Source organism: Flavobacterium plurextorum (assembly GCF_002217395.1).
Classification (GTDB): Bacteria; Bacteroidota; Bacteroidia; order Flavobacteriales; family Flavobacteriaceae; genus Flavobacterium; species Flavobacterium plurextorum.
Genome location: NZ_MUHD01000022.1, coordinates 23600 through 42459 on the forward strand (window position 1 = coordinate 23600; position 18860 = coordinate 42459).

Genomic DNA, 18860 nt, shown 5'->3' on the forward strand with positions numbered 1-18860 from the left:
TTATGCCTTTATATTTTTTAAAGAGAGAATTACTTTTCAATCTCTCTCATAGAATCCATCTTTTTATGAGCAAGGAAACCTGCTACATCTTCAAAATGCTCTTTCACACGTTTGTTTCCAAATTCGAAAACCTTAGTTGCTAATCCGTCAAGGAAATCACGATCGTGCGAAACTAAGATTAATGTTCCGTCAAAATCACGCAAAGCATCTTTGATAATATCTTTTGTCTTCATATCTAAGTGATTCGAAGGCTCATCCAAGATCAATAAATTTACAGGCTCTAACAACAATTTAATCATTGCCAAACGCGTTTTTTCTCCACCAGAAAGCACTTTTACTTTCTTAGTAATATCATCACCCTGAAACATAAATGCTCCAAGAATATTTTTGATCTGTGTACGAATATCTCCAACAGCAATTGCATCGATAGTTTCAAAAATAGTTGCATTCTCATCTAATAATGAAGCCTGATTTTGAGCGAAATATCCAATTTGTGCGTTATGTCCAATTTCAACACTTCCTTCGTCAATTCCTATTTCTTTCATAATCGCTTTGATCATGGTAGATTTTCCTTCTCCATTTTTACCAACAAAAGCAACTTTCTCACCACGTTCAATTACAACATTGGCATCTTTAAAAACGACATGATCTCCATACGATTTAGACATTTCTTTTACCACAACAGGATATTGTCCAGAACGTGCAGCCGGCGGAAACTTCAAACGCAATGCAGAAGTATCTACTTCATCAACCTGAACAATTTCAAGTTTTTCAAGCATTTTTACACGTGATTGTACTGCATCAGTTTTTGAAAACGTTCCTTTAAAACGATCAATAAAAGCTCTATTGTCAGCAATCATTTTTTGCTGTTCATCATAAGCTTTCTGCTGATGAATACGGCGGTCTTTTCTAAGTTCTAAATAATGAGAATATTTAGCTTTATAATCGTAAATTCTTCCCATTGTTACTTCGATTGTACGATTTGTAATATTATCTACAAACGCTCTATCGTGCGAAATTACCACAACCGCTTTGGCAGAAGTCAATAAAAACTCTTCCAACCATTGAATACTTTCAATATCCATGTGATTGGTAGGCTCATCTAGTAAAATCAAATCTGGTTTTTGAAGTAAAATCTTAGCCAATTCAATACGCATTCTCCATCCTCCAGAAAATTCAGAAGTTTGACGTGTAAAATCTTCTCTTTCAAAACCTAAACCAACTAAGATCTTTTCAACTTCGGCTTCGTAATTTACCTCTTCAATTGCATAATATTTCTCGCTTAAGTCAGAAACTCGTTCGATCAATTTCATGTATCCATCACTTTCATAATCTGTACGAACCGTTAACTGCTCATTGATTTCGTCAATTTCGGCTTTCATTTTAAAAATTTCACCAAAAGCTTTAGAAGCTTCTTCCATTACAGTCGAACCGTCTTTGGTCAATAAATGCTGAGGCAGATAAGCCACAACAGCATCTTTTGGTGTAGAAATACTTCCTGTAGAAGGTTTACTTTGTCCTGAAATTATTTTTAGAAGTGTCGATTTTCCCGCACCATTTTTACCCATAAGGGCAATTTTATCATTTTCGTTTATAGCAAAAGAAACATCGCTAAATAATGTAGTTCCACCAAACTGAACCGAAATATCGTTAACTGTAATCATTACTTTCTGTGAATTTGTTTAATCGGTTAATCGTTTATCTAACTACCCTTTTTTTTCGTGCTGCAAAGATAGATTAATTAGAGTATTAGACAATATTTTTTAGATTACTGAGCTGCAGGATTTTTTAAATTATATCAATATTCTTACATATTCACAAAATTTAATCTTATCTTGTATAAGAATTTAAAAATCAGCAAAATATGAGAACTAAATTAAACATAACCGCAAGCCTTATTACAGCGTTATTATTTGGACTTTCTGCAAATGCACAAAAAACTGTAATTAAAAAAGAAGCTTTACCAGCAAATGCTCAAACTTTTTTAAAAACGCACTTTGGTTCAAAAAAACCAAGCTACATACTAGAGGATAAAGAAATTCTCTCTACAGAATACAAAGTTCAATTTGATAATAAAATTGAAATCGAATTTGACAAAAAAGGAAACTGGAAAGAAGTTGATGGTAAAGGCGCAAAACTTCCATCATCTATTATCCCTAAAAAAATCGCTTCTTACATAAAAACAAATTTCCCTAAAGAAAAAGTAACTAAAATTGAACTGGGAACTTTTGGCTACGAAACAAAACTAAGCAACGGTTTAGAATTAAAATTCAACACAAAGGGAGATTTTACTAAAATCGATAAATAACATTTGTTTCATATTAGCAAAGGATATATATCGCTTTCTGCCACAGATTAGAGGATTTTCACTGATTACTTTGTCTTTGCAAAAAAATCTTTTCAATCCTCAAATCTGTGGTTAAAAAATAACACCGATAGATTTCAAAAATCTATCGGTGTTATTAAATTATCAAATTGACTAATTATCTAATTAGTCTTTTCTCCATTTTTTAGTTTCCTCAAAAATATGTTCTAAGATTGAAGCTTCTATTTCATCTAAAGCAATATTTCGTCGTCCCATTACTAATTTGGCAGTTTCAAAAGCTTTTTTGGTTACATAAGTTGTAAAACCTGCTGCTCCGCCCCAAGAAAAACTCGGAACAAAATTTCTAGGGAATCCAGAACCAAAAATATTAGCACTTACTCCAACAACAGTTCCGGTATTAAACATGGTATTGATACCGCATTTACTGTGATCTCCCATCATTAAACCACAAAACTGAAGACCTGTTTTTGCAAACCCTTCTGTTTCATAACTCCACAATTTCACTTCTTCATAGTTATTCTTAAGATTCGAATTATTACTATCTGCACCAATATTGCACCATTCTCCCAAAACTGAGTCACCTAGAAATCCGTCGTGTCCTTTGTTTGAATTTGCAAAAAGAACAGAATTCTTAACCTCTCCTCCTATTCTAGATCCTGGACCAACTGTTGTTGCACCATAAACTTTAGCATTAAGCTTAACTGAAGCATTTTCGCATAAAGCAAAAGGACCACGAATTACAGTTCCTTCCATAATTTCAGTATTCTTACCTATATATATAGGTCCTGTAGATGCATTTAAAGTTACAAACTCTAGTTTTGCACCTTCTTCGATAAAAACATTTTCAGGCGCAATAACATTTACACTCTTAGGAATTGGCTGTGATTTTCTATCCTCAGTCAAATAAGCAAAATCAGCACGAATCGCCGCATCATTTTTGGAGAAAATATCCCACGTATGCTCAACCGTTAAACAATCGTCATTGTACTGAATAATTTCATATGAATCAAAATCAACTTCTTCTTGATTTTCTGTTGTAAAAAAAGCAACAACATCATCACCTTTAAAGATCGCCTGATTTTCTTTTAAATCAGAAATTAACTCTGCCAGAACATCATTTGGCAAATATGCCGCATTGATCATTACATTTTCCTCCATTTCCACCATAGGAAATTTGGCAGATAAATAATCTTCTGTAATTGTTGTAATGGTAGAACCTAGACGAGATTCCCATTTTTGGCGGATCGTCATAATTCCAATTAAAATATCAGCCACAGGTCTTGTAAAAGTAAAAGGCAGTAAAGCATTCCGGACCGGACCGTCAAAAAGAATATAATTCATAAATTAAATTTGTACTTGTTAAAATCTTGATTTGGTTATCAGGGTCAAAGTTACAAATATTTATGTTTTTACTAAACTTGTTTTAGTAGTTCGCAATTAATTCCTGAATAATTACATTGCTCTTAATTATAATAAAAAAAACATAGCCCGTAGTTTCAACCACGAGCTATGTTTTAAAATCTAGTTTTTGTCTTTTAATAATTTAGAATAAAATAATTTATGAATTCGCGGCTAATAAATTATTGTACAAAAAAAGCCTTCCAATTGGAAGGCTTTTGTATGATTGTAAACAGCTATTATTTTTTAGCGTGTTTTGCATATTTAGTTTTGAATTTATCAATACGTCCTGCAGTATCAATAAGTTTAGATTTACCAGTATAAAAAGGGTGAGATGTTCTAGAAATCTCCATTTTTACAACTGGATACTCAACTCCGTCAACTTCAATTGTTTCTTTTGTATCTGCAGTAGATTTAGTGATAAAAATCTCATCGTTAGACATGTCTTTAAATGCAACTAATCTGTAATTTTCTGGGTGGATTCCTTTTTTCATCTTTTCTTTTATTTATTGTTTTAGAGCATTTTTATTTTGAAGCTTTTCCATGGTTAGAAAAAGGTATAAACAACTCTACTCTTTTTTGTTTAAAAATTTAATTATTTTTGAGTGTGCAAATTTACAATTCTTTTTTAATAAACAAATACTTAGCTCGCTTTTTTTTAGTTTATTTCGAAAAGCTTTTTTTATCTTCGATTATAGTGGGAATTACTATATTTGTGGATTAATTTTAAACTTATAGAAATATGATTAATGAAGTTATTAAAAAGAATGGAGTTACTTACGGCATTACTCTAGGAATCATCCTAGCTTTGATTACTGCAGCAATGTATGCTATAGATCTAAAATTGTTTGTTTCAGGCTGGATAGGCGCTCTAACATTTGTGCTTTATTTAATAATCGGCATCCTATTATTGGTTAAAACAAAAAAAGAAATCAATGGCTTTTTTTCGTTTAAAGATGCATTTACCACTTTTTTTATAACTACTATAGTTGCCTTAGCAATTTCTACCTTATTTAGTATCATATTATTTAATGTAGTTGACCCAGGCGCTAAAGACACCGTAAACGAGTTACTTATAAAATACATGGCTGAAACTTTACAAAAGTTTGGAACACCAGCTTCAGCTGTAAATGAAGCCTTAGCTAAAATGAAAGAAAATAGTCCTTTCTCAACTATAGAACAAATAAAAGCTTTAATTTTCAGTATTGTCGGCTACTCTATTTTAGGATTAATTTTAGCTGCATTTTTCAAAAGCAAATCTACACAAGAATAAAAATATAAATGAATTTATCTATACTTATACCGCTTCTAAATGAAGAGGAGTCACTTCAAGAACTCTACACATGGATTATTAAAGTGATGCAATCTAACAATTACTCTTATGAAATCATTTTTGTGGATGATGGAAGTACAGATGATTCTTGGAATATTATTGAACGTTTCTCAAACGAAAATTCCAATGTAAAAGGAATTCGTTTCATGAAAAACTTTGGAAAATCACAGGCTTTACATGCTGGTTTTGCAAAAGCAAAAGGCGATGTAATTATTACAATGGATGCCGATTTACAAGATAGTCCAGATGAAATTCCTGGATTATATGAAATGATTACAACTCAGAAATTCGATTTGGTTTCTGGATGGAAAAAGAAACGTTACGATTCTGTGGTAGCAAAAAATCTGCCTTCAAAACTGTTCAATTGGGCTGCCAGAAAAACTTCAGGAGTAGAATTGAACGATTTTAACTGCGGACTAAAAGCATACAACAACACAGTTGTAAAAAACATTGAAGTATCTGGCGAAATGCACCGTTACATTCCTGTTTTGGCAAAGAACGCTGGTTTTAATAAAATTGGCGAAAAAGTGGTTATTCACCAAGCACGTAAGTATGGTGAAACTAAATTTGGAATGGATCGTTTCATAAACGGTTTTCTGGATTTAATTACGATTTGGTTTTTATCAAGATTCGGAAAAAGACCAATGCACTTATTTGGAGCGATAGGTTCTTTAATGTTCATTATCGGGTTTTTATCTGCGGGATACATTGGTGTTTCAAAGCTATACCATATGTATAACGGGATGAAATACAGCCTCGTAACTAGTAATCCGTGGTTTTTTATTGCTTTAACAACAATGATTCTTGGAACTCAGCTTTTTTTAGCAGGCTTCCTAGGTGAAATCATTTTGAGAACTAAAAACAACGAAGAACGTTATAAGGTTTCAAGAGAGGTTAATTTTTAACCAAAATACTTTGCCCTCTCTGACATAAAAAAAAACAGGATCAACTCCTGAAAAAAACTTATTTTTATTTAAAAAATATTAAAAAGATATTTACATGAATATAGCACCTAACATATTGAATGCTGTAAACGAATGGTTGACGCCAACATTTGACAAAGAAACCCAAGCAGCTGTTAAAGAATTAATGACTACTTCGCCAAAAGAACTTGAAGAAAGTTTTTATAAAAATCTAGAATTTGGAACTGGCGGAATGCGCGGTGTTATGGGTGTTGGAAATAACAGAATCAACAAATACACACTTGGAAAAAACACTCAAGGTCTTTCTGATTATCTTCATGAAGTTTTTCCAAATCAGCCTTTAAAAGTTGTTATTGCTTACGACTGCCGTCATAACAGTAACACTTTAGCAAAAGTGGTTGCGGATGTTTTCTCTGCGAACGGAATTCAGGTTTATTTGTTTTCTGATATGCGTCCAACCCCTGAATTGTCTTTTGCACTTAAACATTTAGGCTGTCAATGCGGAATCGTTCTTACTGCTTCTCACAATCCTCCAGAATATAACGGATATAAAGTGTATTGGGAAGATGGCGGACAAATTGTTCCTCCGCAAGACGTTGCAATTATTAATGTGATCGAAAATTTAAGTTACGATAAAATTAAGTTCAATGCAAATGAGAGCTTAATTCAATATATCGATACTGAAATTGACAAAGCATTTGTAAAATCTTCAATTGAAAACGCAAGTTTTAATACTCCGGCTGAAGCCAAAAACAATTTACATATTGTATTTACTTCATTACACGGAACTTCTATAAAATCTGTACCAGATACTTTATCACAAGCTGGATACACAAATGTTCATATTGTTCCAGAACAAGCTGAACCAAACGGTGATTTTCCAACAGTAAAATCTCCAAACCCAGAAGAACCAGAAGCTTTAACAATGGCTTTGGCTTTGGCAGATAAAACCAATTCAGATATTGTAGTAGGAACAGATCCTGATTGTGATCGTCTAGGAGTTGCCGTAAGAAATAATGATGGTAAAATAATTTTACTTAACGGAAATCAAACCATGATTTTAATGACTTCTTTCTTATTGAAACAATGGAAAAAAGCTGGTAAAATTAACGGGAAACAATTCGTAGGCTCAACAATCGTTTCAACTCCAATGATGATGGAGCTAGCTACAAGTTACGGCGTAGAATGCAAAGTTGGCTTAACAGGATTTAAATGGATTGCCAAAATGATCAAAGATTTCCCTGAACTTCAGTTTATTGGAGGCGGAGAAGAAAGCTTTGGTTTTATGGTTGGCGACGCAGTGAGAGATAAAGATGCTGTTGCTGCTACCTTATTAATATGTGAAGTTGCTGCTCAGGCAAAAGCTGCCGGAAGCTCTGTTTATAAAGAACTTTTGCAACTTTATGTTGAAAATGGCTTTTACAAAGAATACTTAGTTTCATTAACTAAAAAAGGCATGGAAGGTTTAGAAGAAATTAATCAAATGATGATTAATCTACGTCAGAATCCTCTAAAAGAAGTAAACGGTCAACGTGTAATTATGGTTGAAGATTATCAATCATCGACTGCATTGAACTTATTGACAAATGAAGAATCTTCAATGGATATTCCGAAATCAAACGTATTGATTTATTATACTGAAGACGGCTCTAAAATTTGTGCAAGACCAAGCGGAACAGAACCAAAAATTAAGTTCTACATCAGTGTAAATGCTGAATTAGAATCGGTTCAAGATTTTGATGCCGCAGAAAGTTTCTTAGACCAAAAAATTCAGAATATCATTGCAGATATGCAATTGAAATAATAAAATACAATATTCAAAAACCCGATATGTTTCTTTAAACTATCGGGTTTTAATGGTAAAAAACACCAAAATGAGTAATTTCAAAAAAATAATTCCTTTTATATACCCATATAAAAAATATGCATTCTTAAACATTTTTTTTAATGTTCTGTATGCGCTTTTCAGCACGCTTTCGTTTGTTGCTTTAATACCGATGCTTCAGGTGTTATTTGACAAAACAAAAGCAAACAATGTAAAACCCGTATTTAAAGGGATTTTACAGCTTAAGGAATATGGCGAAGACTATTTAAGCTACTATATTACCACAACAAAAGGAACTCACGAATCTGGTTACGTTCTTTCCATTATGGTTGCTATAATCATCTCAATCTTTTTATTAAAAAATTTAGCCGATTATTTGGCGATGTTTTTTATCAATTTTTTGAGAAATGGTGTTTTGAAAGACATGAGAAATGCTTTGTATAAAAAAACACTAGAACTTCCTTTGGCTTTTTATTCTGAAAAAAGAAAAGGAGATGTAATTTCTAGAATTTCTGCTGATGTAAACGAAGTTCAAAACTCATTTTTAGCAATCTTAGAACTTATCGTTAAAGAGCCTTTAACCATTATTTTTACGATAGCTACTATGCTTATCATCAGTGCAAAACTGACTTTGTTTGTTTTTATTTTTATTCCAGTTTCAGGATATATTATTTCATTGATTGGAAAACAACTTAAAAAACAATCTACAAAAGCTCAAGAAGAACAAGGAAGATTTCTATCGACTATCGAAGAAACAATTGGTGGATTGAAAGTTGTAAAGGGATATAATTCGGAAAATTACTTTAATACCGTTTTTCAAAATTCGACAGAACGTTTTTTCAATTTATCGAACAGTATTGGAAACCGCCAGAACTTAGCTTCTCCTGCCAGCGAATTTATGGGAATTACTGTTATTGCCATTTTACTTTGGTACGGCGGACAGATGGTTTTAATTGACAAAACTTTAGAGGGCGCTGCTTTTATTGCTTACATGGGATTGGCTTACAATATTCTAACTCCTGCAAAAGGCATTTCTAAAGCTTCTTATGGAGTAAAAAGAGGAAATGCCGCAGCAGAACGTGTTCTTGAAATTTTGGAACAAGAAAACACTATTGTTTCTAAAGAAAATGCTATTGAAAAATCGACTTTTGACGATAATATCGATATTAAAAATATCAACTTTAAATATGAAGAAGAAACGGTTTTAAAAGACTTTTCTCTTCAAATTAAAAAAGGACAAACTGTTGCGCTTGTCGGGCAATCTGGAAGTGGAAAAAGTACTATCGCAAACTTACTGACTCGTTTTTATGACGTAAACAACGGAACAATTTCTATTGACGGCATCAACATTAAAGACATGAATCTGCAATCGCTTCGAAGCTTAATGGGATTAGTAACACAAGACAGCATTTTATTCAATGATACTATTAAAGCCAATATTTCATTAGGAAAACTAGACGCTACTGATGACGAAATAATCGAAGCTTTAAAAATTGCTAATGCATATGAGTTTGTAAAAGATCTTCCGCAGGGAATTTACACCAATATCGGAGACAGCGGAAACAAGCTTTCTGGAGGACAAAAACAACGTTTATCGATTGCAAGAGCGGTATTGAAAAATCCGCCGATTATGATTTTAGATGAAGCAACTTCTGCATTAGATACTGAAAGCGAAAAATTTGTTCAGATAGCTTTAGAAAACATGATGCAAAACAGAACTTCAATTGTAATTGCGCATCGTCTTTCTACAATTCAAAAAGCAGATGTAATTGTAGTGATGCAAAAAGGAAAAATCGTAGAACAAGGAACGCACGAAGAATTGATTGCACATAACGGAACTTATAATAAACTGGTAACTATGCAGTCTTTCGAGTCTTAAAAACAAAACCAAGACTTAACAAATAAACGAACACAGATTAAAGAATTATTAAACCTGATTTTAATTTCTTTAATCTGTGTTTATTTTTATAACTTTAGGTTAGTTAAAGAATAAACTTTTTAACGCTTCTTAAAAATGTATATTAACAACCCTAATATCAAACTGCCAGACGATCCTAATACGATTGTCTGGAAATATCTTGATTTATCTAAATTTCTAGACTTATTACTTTCGAAGAAATTATTTATGTCACGTTCTGATAAATTTGAAGATCAATACGAAGGCACTTTTAGCGAACCTACTTACGAAGAGATAAAAAAGCTTGCAGTTGACAATCCTGATTTCCTAAGTTACTACAAAACACATCGCGAGAAAGTAGCGATCAGCAGCTGGCATATAAATGAATACGAATCGTTTGCAATGTGGCAGATTTTTACTCAAAACAGCGAAGGATTGGCTATTCAGTCTACAATTGGGAGATTACAGAAAGCTTTGAAACCAGAGAACAATTTCGACCAATATATAGGCGAAGTAAATTACATCGATTACAAAAAAGAATATATTCCGTTTGACGATTTATTCTTTCCATTTTTATTCAAAAGAAAAAGCTTTCAATACGAACGCGAAGTCCGAATTATTACCGATACTTCCAAAAGCAATCTCAAAATAAACGATGGTTTACGAATCAATGTTGACCTTAAATATCTTATTGAGAAAATATACATTCACCCAAAATCTGAAAACTGGTACAAAAAACTGGTTATTGATTTGGTTCATAAATTAGGTCACGATTTCGACATCGAAAAATCAGATTTAGAAAGTGATATATTAATATAAAGAGGCTAAGGTTATAAGGCGCTAAGACGCTGAGTTTTTATCCTGTCACTGATTAAAAACTTTTCTAATTGTGACTTAATAAGAAAGGCGTGTAGAAAATTTTAAATTTCTACACGCCTTTCTTTATTTTATAAAGCGCAAAAATCACCTTAATTTTTTAATCTGTAAAACCTCAGAATCTTAGTATCTTAGCACCTCAGAACCTTTTAAATAGGCTTATAATTTTTAACTTCCCATTTTTTCGAGCCCAAATCGATATAATTATAATGCAGCACATCATTTTTATCAAACTGTCCGTTTTGGTTTGTGTCTTCGATTGTTCTAAAATACAAACGGTTTTTAGATTCGATCAAATTCCAATCTACCAATTCTTCCAAGTCAGCAGAAACTTTTGTAAAATTTTCTCCGCTGATGTCGCTTAAATACAAAGTCTTAATATCACTTGTGTCAATTTTACCATCTTTGTTAGTATCTGAATCTGTTAAAGTATAAACCATCACTTTATTCTGCGTTTTGTCTGCAACCGTTTTCAAATAAGTGGCAGTTAAAATTAAAACAGGTTTATCTGAAAGCGGACGAATTGAATCTGAATCTACTTTTTGAAACTTTAAATTCTGAAGATATCCAGTAATTTCATATTCTCCCAAGTTAGAAATTGTAAAGCTTATATCATTCACGCTCGAAGAACCGTAACGCGCTTTTGAACCCTTTTCAAAAACCCTTAAATCACCAACAGGATGAATTAAATAATTCGTTCCTTCCATTTGAATAGGCAAATCTGCAATTTCAATTTGTGTCGAATCACTTTTTGCGACAGTTCCAACTTTATTTGAACCATCATAAATCACTTTTGGCTTTTGCTGAACTTCATCTTTACAACTCATTAATGTACCGATGATTATTAAGGCTATATATTTTAAGGAATTTTTCATGCTTGCAAATTATATTAGAATATCAAATATAGTATTTTTGATCGTATTATCTGTTTTTATTGAATTTTACTAAAGCAAAGATATTGAGAAACACAATTCCAAGATAACCTAAAAATACAATCCAATTTTGTTTATACAAAGATAAGTAATACTCGTACTTTCTCTTTCTCTCCTGTTCCAAGATATAATCTTTATTAGCTTCGAAATAACCACATGTAATTGGGACAATTTTCAAACTTATTTGATTCTTAGGCTTTGGTATTCTCAAAACAAAAAAGTTGTTCTTATATTGCATAAACAATGTTTCTTTTTCAGCAAAGAAGATATCCAAAATTTCAATATAAACTTCATATTTCATCTTAGTGCCAAAACAAACTTGAATTCCATTTATTGTATCATTTGTACGATTTAATTCCTTTAAATCAAATCGAAGTCTATTTAACTTTTTTCTTTCTAAATCCAAGGAATTATTAAAATTAAAAACCTTATAATTCCTTTTATAACTCATAACATTCTTTGTCCCAATAGAGTCATTACAGATATAAATATCCATACATCGCTCTTCTTTAAAAGCATCGACTTTATAAAAATGATAAAAACACAGCAAAGGAATAACAATCAAAGAAATCATTCCGGGAACATAATAAATCCTTCTTCTATTTTCCCTTTTCCTTATCATAACCTTGCATTCAGTTTTATATTAAAAACTCTTGAAGTCATAAAATTCGGAATCGCATATTGGTTTTTAGAATAAACATCGCGAACCCAAGTATTCGTAATAGCATTTTGATTGTTGAAAATATTAAAAATCTCTAACCCAACAGACAACTCTTTAAAATTTTTAAGCCAGCCCGTTTTAGCATTCTGAGTACTGCTGTCTACAAAAACTTTAGCAAAACCAATATCCGCTCTTCTGTAATCATTTAATCTGTTTTGATACAAATAAGGATCAGAATACGCTGGCGCACCTCCGGGCAAACCAGTATTATAAACTAAATTAAGATACACTTTTACACTTGGAATATTTGGCATATAATCCTGAAACATCATTGCAAACTTCAAACGCTGATCTGTCGGACGTGCGATATAACCTTTGTTCTCGTAGTTTTCTTCGGTTTTCAGATATCCAAAACTAACCCAAGATTCAGTTCCTGGCACAAATTCTCCATTCAATCTAAAATCTAAACCTTGCGCATATGCTTTTGCATTATTATTGGCAACATATCGAATTCGAACATTGTCTATAGAATACACATTTACATCTGAAAGTGACTTATAATAAACTTCTGTAACCCACTTAAAAGGGCGATTCCACATTTTAAAATTGTAATCATTGCTCAAAACGACATGAACTGCTTCCTGCGCTTTTACATTCGGATTCACGACTCCATTCAAATCACGAAGTTCTCGATAGAAAGGCGGCTGATGATATAGTCCTCCCGAAATTCTGAAAACCATGTCCATATCCCAATCCGGTTTTATTGCAAACTGCACTCTAGGACTCAACACAAACTGATTTTTTCCTTCAACCGCGGCGCCTGAAACATTCCAGCTTTGAAAACGAGCGCCAACATGAAACCAAATTTGATTGGAACCAATTTCGGATTGTTTATTCCATTGTGTATAACCCGAAAATCTATTTATAGTATTAAAATTTGTTGCTCGAACGTTTTGATAAGGTAAAAGCGGACCTTCATAAGGTGTGTAAGGCTGATTATTTTTTGGCAGCATAACTAAAGGCGGATTTACTGAAAATCCAGCCGAATCAATCACTTCCCACTCGATAACTCTATCGCGAATTGATTCTCTTGTATATTTCAACCCAAATTCAAGCTGACTTTCTTTCCAGTCTTTAGAACCTTTAATTTCAATATTTGCGATTAAAGCATCCAAATCATTTCTAGCATGATTCAACTGCGATCCAATTCCTCGAGTAAAGTCAACTGCTGTCACGTTTGTTCCATCCTCCGCTGCCGCATTTCCTAAACGATACTGTGCCAAAATATCAAAATGTTCTTTTTCTGTAGTATGAAATAATGAACCAATCAATTTTAGCGTAAGCGATGGAGAAACTTTGTAAGTTGTTTTTAAAGCTCCAAAGTAAGTGTCATATTGATCTTTTTCCTGACCTTCATAATACACATTAAGCGCCATTGGCTGATCGATAGTTCCAAATTTCGTCTCTCTCGTTAAGGGCTGATACAAATATTTATTCTGCGAAACATTTCCCAGAAAACTCATTTGCCATTTTTCAGAAATATCGTAATTTATATTAGTTTGAAGATCTGCAAAAGTTGGGGTATAATTTGTCTTTGTATCTTGACTATTTACCAGCAAACTATTATTTCTGTAGCGAACTCCTGTCACTGCTGACCATTTTTTGTTTTTTGAAACGGCATCAACAGAAGCACTTCCGCCTAAAAAACTGGCTTCTAAAGAAGCGCCAAACCGAGTTGGTTTTCTATAAGTAATATCTAAAACTGATGATAATTTATCTCCAAACTTAGCTTGAAATCCACCTGCCGAAAAATCAACATTTTGAACTAAATCTGTATTGGTAAAACTTAACCCTTCCTGCTGTCCTGATCGAATTAAAAAGGGACGATAAACTTCAACTTCGTTAACATAAACTAAATTCTCATCATAATTACCGCCTCGAACTGCATACTGAGTACTAAGTTCATTATTTGAATTTACACCCGGAAGTGTTTTTAAGATATTTTCTACACCCGCATTTGCACCGGGAACTTTTTTTATTGCTGTTAAATCAATTGTTGCAATTCCCTGAACACGTTTTCTATTTTTGGAAGACACAAAAACTTCTCCCATTTGTTCTTCAGAATTACTCATTATCGGATTAAAAACAAAAAACTCATTTGGCTTTAAACTCACCGTTAAGCTTATCATTTTTAAAGAAATATGGGTAAAAATTATCGAAACTTTTTTGTTTGAAACTACATCAATTTCAAAAAAACCATTGGCATCGGATTGTGTACTGCTTTTACCTGAGGAAATATTTACATTTGAAACAATATTATTTTCATCATCTACAATAATTCCTTTAACATGTCCGCTTTGAGCAAACAAAGCACATGTAAAAAACAGAAAAAACAAGGCGAATATGAACCTATTATTATACAACTATTTGGGTTTTATTTTTGTTGACTTCTAAGGAAACGTGTTTCAAAGATAGAAGAATTCCCTACATTATCAATTACTTCAATTTTTAAATCATTTGCTCCTTCAAGCAGCAATTGAGGATCAAAAGTGTGAGTAATCTTTTTATTTTTATTTTCATATTCAAACAAAACCCATTTTCCGTTCAAATACCCATTATAGGATTTAATTCCTGATGAAGAATCGCTTATAATAAACTCGATTTTTTTCTGATCGCTGATCCATTTGTCCTGAACCGGTTTTGTAATTTTAATAACTGGTTTTATAGTATCTAATACTAAACCATATTGTCCTAGTACTTTTGATTTTGCCGTGTAAACATCTCCTTTTCTAACCGTTCCATTGTAACTGCTGCTTGCTCCGCTTATTCTTCCAATAAAAACTTTGTCGCGCAAGGCTTCAGAATAAGTATTATCCTTGATGGTTATAGTAAAATTAGAATGCACAGGAACTGTATCATCATGAATATAAATTCGATTGTTTTTAACATCAAAGTTTAAATTAAAATCATCGTAAAATGTTCCTGCAGGGAAGAAAACAGACATATTGTCTTTTTCGAAATTAGAATCCTTATTGTATTTAACAAAATACTTAGATGTACTCGCTTCTGCCGGTACCAAAGGAACAGCTGAATCATATTCGATTGGAACTGTGATCGAATTTAAATTTCCGTAATAATCTGAAACTTCAATTCTATAAGTCGACGCCAAATTAGGTTCTGCTGTAATTATTCCTCTAGATGCATCCGTTTTTATAATGCTTAACGCAAAAGGTGTTTTCATGAAAAGCTTCTGAATACGCTGACTTGTTTTTTTGTATCGAGAATAATCAATAAATGCATTGATGTAACGCATTTCATCAAATGAATACGTATTAAATTGATAATTGTAATTTTGATTTCCATTCAAAAACGTCGAAACATTAAAAACGCCATTTTTATTAAAAGAAACATCATCAGTATCAACAGCATTAATTCCAAAACCAATTTTCCCATTAGTCTTTACTTTTCCTGCAAGATAAGTTCCGTCTTTTTGAAGCGTCATATTAAGCAGTAAAGGTTGTTTTGATTGATTAACTGAGGCGTTATCCAACGGATAAACGTACAAACTAGACAAAGTTGGTTTCTTTGTATCTTTAATATTTTTATCAAACCCAAAGAAAATCGGATTAATTACAAACTCTGTTCTTGTATCTCTAATTTCAAAATGCAAATGCGGCCCTTCAGATGAACCTGTATTTCCAGAAAGTGCAATTAATTGTCCTTTTGTAACCGGAAGATCGCCTGGTTTTGGGAATACTTCAATTTCATAAGCTTTTTCAGCATAATGCGTTTTATTTACATAATCTTGAATTGCTCCTTTAGTGGTTTGCAAGTGACCATAGACAGAAGTATACCCATTTGGATGGGTAATGTAAATACATTTTCCGTTTCCAAACGTCGAAATCTTTATTCTTGACACATAACCATCGGCAATTGCATACACATTTAGTCCTTCTCTCTGATTGGTTTTTAAATCAAAACCAGCATGAAAATGATTTGGTCTTAACTCGCCAAAGTTACCAGAAAGCTGCATCGGAATATCTAATGGCGGGCGAAAGTAATCTTTAGGATATTGTGTTTGGGCAAAAATAAAGTGGCCGCACAAAAGGGCAAATACTGAAAATCTCATAAATAACATTTTTGCTAAGATAAAAAATTAACAGGGAAAAACCGAAGATACAACCACAAAAACACAATTGATTGAAATTCATTTATTTGTCTATTTTTAATGCAAAAAAATCGATAAAAAATTGCATTAATAAAAAGGAATATTAACTTTGTATGATTAAGTAATGAATAGGATGTATAATGAGTGTAATTGCCGAAATAATTGATACTCTTGAATATAAAATTGAAAAGCTGTTTGAGAAATCAAAAAGCTTGGAAAAGAATAATCAGGTATTACAATTAGAATTAGCCAAAGCTGCGCAAATTATTCGAAAACAATCTGAGGAGATTGAAGCTTTGAAGAAGCAGTATGACACACTTAAGATAGCCAATTCGTTGCTTGGCAGCGACGACAACAAGAGAGAGACAAAGCTTAAAATAAATTCATTAATTCGCGAAATTGATTACTGTATAGCACAACTATCAGATTAGATAACATGGACGGAAAGCTTAAAATCAAAATATCAATTGCAGACCGAGTTTACCCATTAACGGTAGATCCAGCTCAAGAAGAAGGACTTAGAAGTGCTTCAAAAAAAATTGATGCCATGATTAAGCAGTTCGAAGAAAGTTACGCAGTTCGCGATAAACAAGATGTATTAGCCATGTGCGCACTGCAATTTGCATCGCAAGTGGAACAAAAACAAATTGATAACGCAATCGATGGCGAGCAAACTATTGAAAGAATTAAAAAATTAAATTTGCTTTTAGATCAATATCTCGAAAACTAAACGTTCTTTACAGAAACTAAGATACTGCCTACATTAGTTCACAATTGGTAAACTCAACACTAACAATTTAGAATGAGCAAATCATCACTACTATAGCATGCCACGCTTTATTGCGAGGAAACTTGAACAGTGAGTTAGCTCAAAACTTGTCTTTACGAGTTTATTCAAGCAATTAATGTAGGCTTTTTTTATATATAAACCTTAACAAACATGGACATCATAACGATCATTATTGGTATAGTAGGTATTGCAGCAGGTTTTGCAATAGCTAAATTTATCGAGAAAAGTAATATTTCAAACCTAATAAAAAACGCAAAAAAAGAAGCAGCTTCTATTTTAAAAGACGCTAATTTAGAAGCCGAAAATATTAAAAAGGATAAAATTCTTCAAGCAAAAGAACGTTTTATCGAATTAAAATCAGAACACGAACAAGTTATTTTAGCAAGAGATAAAAAAGTTGCTGAAGTAGAAAAAAGAGTGCGTGATAAAGAATCTCAAGTTTCTAACGAGCTTTCAAAAGCTAAAAAAGTAAACGACGATTTTGAATCTAAAACAGCTGAATACAACAATAAAATTGAAGTTTTAGACAAAAAACAAGCTGAAGTTGACAAGCTACACAAAAGTCAATTACAGCAGCTTGAAGTAATTTCTGGACTTTCTGCAGAAGAAGCGAAAGAACAATTAGTTGAAGGCTTAAAAGCAGAAGCTAAAAGCAAAGCAATGTCTCATATTCAAGACACAATTGAAGAGGCTAAACTTACTGCACAACAAGAAGCTAAAAAAATCATCATCAACACAATTCAAAGAGTTGGAACTGAAGAAGCAGTTGAAAATTGCGTTTCTGTATTCAACATCGAATCTGACGATGTAAAAGGTAGAATCATTGGTCGTGAAGGTCGTAACATTAGAGCTCTTGAAGCTGCAACTGGAGTTGAAATTATCGTTGACGATACGCCAGAAGCAATCATCCTTTCTTGTTTTGATCCAGTTCGTAGAGAAATCGCTCGTTTGTCATTGCATAAATTGGTAACTGACGGACGTATTCACCCAGCTAGAATTGAAGAAGTTGTTGCAAAAACAGCTAAACAAATCGACGACGAAATTATCGAAGTTGGTAAACGTACCGTTATCGACTTAGGAATTCATGGATTACATCCAGAATTAATTAAAGTTGTTGGTAGAATGAAATACCGTTCATCTTACGGTCAAAACTTGTTACAACACTCAAGAGAAGTTTCAAAACTTTGCGGTATCATGGCAGCTGAATTAGGCTTGAATGTAAAACTTGCTAAAAGAGCTGGTTTACTACACGATATTGGTAAAGTTCCAGATACAGAAAGCGATTTACCTCACGCATTATTAGGTATGCAATGGGCCGAGAAATACGGAGAAAAAGAAGAAGTATGCAACGCTATTGGTGCGCACCACGACGAGATCGAAATGAAATCATTATTGTCGCCAATTGTTCAGGTTTGTGATGCTATATCAGGAGCAAGACCAGGAGCAAGACGTCAGGTTTTAGATTCATACATTCAGCGTTTGAAAGATCTTGAAGAAGTAGCTTACGGATTCAGCGGTGTAAAAAATGCTTACGCTATTCAAGCTGGTAGAGAACTTCGTGTTATCGTTGAAAGTGAAAAAGTTTCTGATGACAATGCAGCAAACTTATCATTTGAAATCTCACAAAAAATTCAAACTGAAATGACTTACCCAGGTCAGGTTAAAGTAACCGTAATTAGAGAAACAAGAGCTGTAAATATTGCAAAATAACAGCAACTCATACATAAAAAT

General features: G+C 32.8%; 16 protein-coding genes. 9 read left to right on the forward strand and 7 right to left on the reverse strand.

The window, feature by feature from the left end; all coding sequences use genetic code 11:
- Window positions 1-29: 29 nt before the first annotated feature.
- A complete protein-coding gene (locus B0A81_RS12465) occupies window positions 30-1664 on the reverse strand; it encodes an ABC-F family ATP-binding cassette domain-containing protein (RefSeq protein WP_089058345.1) in 1635 nt (544 codons plus the stop codon).
- A gap of 200 nt (window positions 1665-1864) precedes the next feature.
- On the opposite strand from B0A81_RS12465, the gene B0A81_RS12470 reads away from it, so the two are divergent.
- The gene (locus B0A81_RS12470; RefSeq protein ID WP_089058346.1) at window positions 1865-2308 is read left to right on the forward strand and encodes a PepSY-like domain-containing protein; all 444 of its coding nucleotides are present in this window, start codon (window positions 1865-1867) and stop codon (window positions 2306-2308) included.
- Between the two features lie 183 nt (window positions 2309-2491).
- On the opposite strand, the gene B0A81_RS12475 is transcribed toward B0A81_RS12470, so the two are convergent.
- Together B0A81_RS12475 and B0A81_RS12480 are read right to left on the reverse strand one after the other, a co-directional pair.
- Window positions 2492-3667, reverse strand: a complete 1176-nt coding sequence (locus B0A81_RS12475) for a GlmU family protein (protein WP_089058347.1) — start codon at window positions 3665-3667, stop codon at window positions 2492-2494.
- 296 nt (window positions 3668-3963) lie between these two features.
- Window positions 3964-4218 carry a type B 50S ribosomal protein L31 gene (locus tag B0A81_RS12480; RefSeq protein ID WP_089058348.1) on the reverse strand — a complete coding sequence of 85 codons (255 nt, stop codon included), beginning with the start codon at window positions 4216-4218 and terminating at the stop codon, window positions 3964-3966.
- Window positions 4219-4466: 248 nt separating this feature from the next.
- Between B0A81_RS12480 and B0A81_RS12485 the strand changes: the two genes are divergently transcribed.
- The 5 genes from B0A81_RS12485 to B0A81_RS12505 all read left to right on the forward strand — a co-directional run bounded on the left by B0A81_RS12485 (window position 4467) and on the right by B0A81_RS12505 (window position 10521).
- Window positions 4467-4997, forward strand: a complete 531-nt coding sequence (locus B0A81_RS12485; RefSeq protein ID WP_089058349.1) for a DUF4199 domain-containing protein — start codon at window positions 4467-4469, stop codon at window positions 4995-4997.
- A gap of 8 nt (window positions 4998-5005) precedes the next feature.
- Window positions 5006-5962 carry a glycosyltransferase family 2 protein gene (locus tag B0A81_RS12490; RefSeq protein WP_089058350.1) on the forward strand — a complete coding sequence of 319 codons (957 nt, stop codon included), beginning with the start codon at window positions 5006-5008 and terminating at the stop codon, window positions 5960-5962.
- A 94-nt stretch (window positions 5963-6056) separates the two neighbouring features.
- Window positions 6057-7784, forward strand: a complete 1728-nt coding sequence (locus tag B0A81_RS12495) for a phospho-sugar mutase (RefSeq protein WP_089058351.1) — start codon at window positions 6057-6059, stop codon at window positions 7782-7784.
- Window positions 7785-7854: 70 nt separating this feature from the next.
- Window positions 7855-9684, forward strand: a complete 1830-nt coding sequence (locus B0A81_RS12500) for an ABC transporter ATP-binding protein (protein WP_089058403.1) — start codon at window positions 7855-7857, stop codon at window positions 9682-9684.
- Window positions 9685-9819: 135 nt separating this feature from the next.
- Complete coding sequence (locus tag B0A81_RS12505) at window positions 9820-10521, forward strand: DUF2971 domain-containing protein (RefSeq protein WP_089058352.1); 702 nt, start codon at window positions 9820-9822, stop codon at window positions 10519-10521.
- A gap of 206 nt (window positions 10522-10727) precedes the next feature.
- Here the strand turns inward: B0A81_RS12505 and B0A81_RS12510 are convergent, their stop codons facing one another.
- From B0A81_RS12510 to B0A81_RS12525, 4 genes are read right to left on the reverse strand one after another with little or no spacing between them, the layout of a single operon-like run.
- Entirely contained in the window at window positions 10728-11453 is a 726-nt protein-coding gene (locus B0A81_RS12510; protein WP_089058353.1) for a CREC-EF hand family protein, read from the reverse strand.
- Between the two features lie 46 nt (window positions 11454-11499).
- Window positions 11500-12132, reverse strand: coding sequence for a hypothetical protein (locus B0A81_RS12515; protein WP_089058354.1), 633 nt, complete (start codon window positions 12130-12132; stop codon window positions 11500-11502).
- A complete protein-coding gene (locus B0A81_RS12520) occupies window positions 12129-14594 on the reverse strand; it encodes a TonB-dependent receptor (RefSeq protein ID WP_089058355.1) in 2466 nt (821 codons plus the stop codon). The genes B0A81_RS12515 and B0A81_RS12520 overlap by 4 nt, the downstream gene beginning before the upstream one ends.
- Window positions 14595-14605: 11 nt before the next feature.
- Window positions 14606-16300 (reverse strand): M23 family metallopeptidase, encoded by a 1695-nt coding sequence (locus B0A81_RS12525; RefSeq protein WP_089058356.1) that lies wholly within the window; start codon window positions 16298-16300, stop codon window positions 14606-14608.
- A gap of 179 nt (window positions 16301-16479) precedes the next feature.
- Here B0A81_RS12525 and B0A81_RS12530 point away from each other — a divergent pair, with 179 nt between their 5' ends.
- The 3 genes from B0A81_RS12530 to rny all read left to right on the forward strand — a co-directional run bounded on the left by B0A81_RS12530 (window position 16480) and on the right by rny (window position 18839).
- Window positions 16480-16770, forward strand: coding sequence for a hypothetical protein (locus B0A81_RS12530; RefSeq protein ID WP_089054145.1), 291 nt, complete (start codon window positions 16480-16482; stop codon window positions 16768-16770).
- 5 nt (window positions 16771-16775) lie between these two features.
- On the forward strand, window positions 16776-17069 hold the full coding sequence (locus tag B0A81_RS12535; RefSeq protein ID WP_089058357.1) for a cell division protein ZapA: 294 nt from the start codon (window positions 16776-16778) through the stop codon (window positions 17067-17069).
- A 210-nt stretch (window positions 17070-17279) separates the two neighbouring features.
- On the forward strand, window positions 17280-18839 hold the full coding sequence (gene rny, locus B0A81_RS12540) for a ribonuclease Y (protein ID WP_089054143.1): 1560 nt from the start codon (window positions 17280-17282) through the stop codon (window positions 18837-18839).
- The last annotated feature ends 21 nt before the right edge of the window (window positions 18840-18860 follow it).